The organism is Staphylococcus nepalensis (assembly GCF_014635045.1).
Taxonomy (GTDB): domain Bacteria; phylum Bacillota; class Bacilli; order Staphylococcales; family Staphylococcaceae; genus Staphylococcus; species Staphylococcus nepalensis.
On record NZ_BMCF01000021.1, the window covers coordinates 1 to 1906 of the forward strand.

2 protein-coding genes and 1 pseudogene are annotated in these 1906 nt (G+C 30.6%); 1 reads left to right on the forward strand and 2 read right to left on the reverse strand.

Translation table 11 applies throughout. The annotated features are described in order from the left end of the window. Positions 1-274: pseudogene (locus IEU88_RS13570) on the reverse strand (transglycosylase); the annotation flags it as partial. 482 nt (positions 275-756) lie between these two features. On the opposite strand from IEU88_RS13570, the gene IEU88_RS13575 reads away from it, so the two are divergent. Continuing rightward, on the forward strand, positions 757-1425 hold the full coding sequence (locus tag IEU88_RS13575) for an RluA family pseudouridine synthase (protein WP_103373712.1): 669 nt from the start codon (positions 757-759) through the stop codon (positions 1423-1425). A gap of 285 nt (positions 1426-1710) precedes the next feature. Here IEU88_RS13575 and IEU88_RS13580 read toward each other — a convergent pair. Continuing rightward, on the reverse strand, positions 1711-1906 hold a 196-nt coding region (locus tag IEU88_RS13580), incomplete at its 5' end, for a transglycosylase family protein (RefSeq protein ID WP_188350428.1).

Below are 1906 nucleotides of genomic sequence, written 5' to 3' on the forward strand. Positions count from 1 at the left end.
TTGATGCATTTGAATTTGAGCCTTCCCCATAGCTCCATGACCAGTTTGTACCATCTGATTCAAAATTATAGTTTGTTCCATTTTGGTTGAAGTTATAATTATATGAACCATCATGTAATGCTTCTGTATTTAATTGTGATGGATTATTTTGTGCTTCTTGTGCTAATTGTGCTTGATCAATACCTTGTTCTGATGCATCTGCTGAATTTCCTGCCGCGATTCCTGTTACACCTAATCCTACTGCTAATGTTGATGCTAATACTGTTTTTTTCATTATTAATAAATCCTCCTAAGAGATATACTTTTAATTGTTTAATTTGTGTTTTCGTTTTTGCAAAATTACTTTTCTCAAATTTGCTAGTTCCCACTGTAACATCTATAAAATGCTTGTGGGTTACAGTGAAGTTAAAAAATAACTAGGTTTTTTACGTCTTAATTACATTAACGGCGCGCTCTGAATTAAATAAAACCTATTTTAAACTCCTTCATGCCAGCGAAAAAAGATAAATTTATATTTAACCAAATGTAACAATTGTGTAATTAGAATCAAAACATTATATATTTACACTTCTCAATATATAAATTTTTATATTATGTCCAAATCTTTCAAAGCATAAATATTTTTATGTTGATTACATATAAATAAGATTGAATTTACACCCATCTACTGATAACATCTTAATTTGAATTATTTTAAAATATTTTAATTTTAAACTACGAAAAAATTATCACTATATAATGTGTTGGAGGAATTAAATGTTTAACAATGTTCTTTACGAAGATAATCATTTATTAATGGTAGAAAAGCCTATAAATGTTCCAGTACAAGCAGATAACTCAAAAGATCAAGATTTATTATCCATTTTAAAAAATTATATAAAAATACAGTACAATAAACCTGGTAATGTCTACCTTGGTTTAGTACATCGTCTTGATCGACCTGTTGGAGGGGCAATCGTATTTGCTAAAACTTCTAAAGCAGCTTCTAGGTTATCAAATGAACTAAGAAAACAAAAACTACATAGAACCTATTTAGCAGTTATCCATGGTGTTCCTTCAAAAAATGAAGGCGTACTTCATGATTATTTATGGAAAGACAGAAATAAAAATATCGTATACGCTGTTGATTCCCAGAAAAAAGATGCCAAAGAATCTATATTAAATTATAAAGTCATCAAAACTATTAATAAAAAAACTTTAATTCAAGTTCAATTAAAAACTGGACGCTCACATCAAATTAGAGTTCAATTTGCAAACCAAAACTTACCATTATATGGTGATCAAAAATATGGGCAAAACATCAATAAGCATGGTCAACAAATTGCCCTTTGGGCATCCCAATTAAGTGTCAAACACCCGACCAAACACGAAATGATTTCTGTAACTTCTACACCAACTGGAAGTATTTGGAAGGAATTTTTATAATTTAGCTTTTAAATTTTCACCATTATAACGCATATGTTTATTTAAGTTTTCATTTGTATTTAAAAAAGATACGAAATCACATTTTCTAAAATGGTTTCGTATCCTGTACGGGTAGGCGGAAACAACTAGGAAAAAGAGACGGCGCTTTAAAAGTAGTTCTTTAAAAGTTTAGGGTATGTCCCTTTTAGCCATCTGCTATTAATATAAATTAAGAGCCTAGGGTATCAATTTATCCCAGGCTCTTAATTTATTGTTTAATTTTAAGTTATTTGCTTTAAATTTGTATTATGCAGTAACCCATTGTGAAGCGCCAACTTCGTTGTAAAGTTTAACTGCTGCAGCATCTTGTACTGATTCTGGAGCTTCTGTTGGAGATACACCTTGATATTCTGCAGGTGCTACTGAGTCCCAAGTGCTTTGTAAGAATTGATATTTACCTGCTGCACCTGATGATGGGTTTACAGCTTTAAGATCTCCGCCT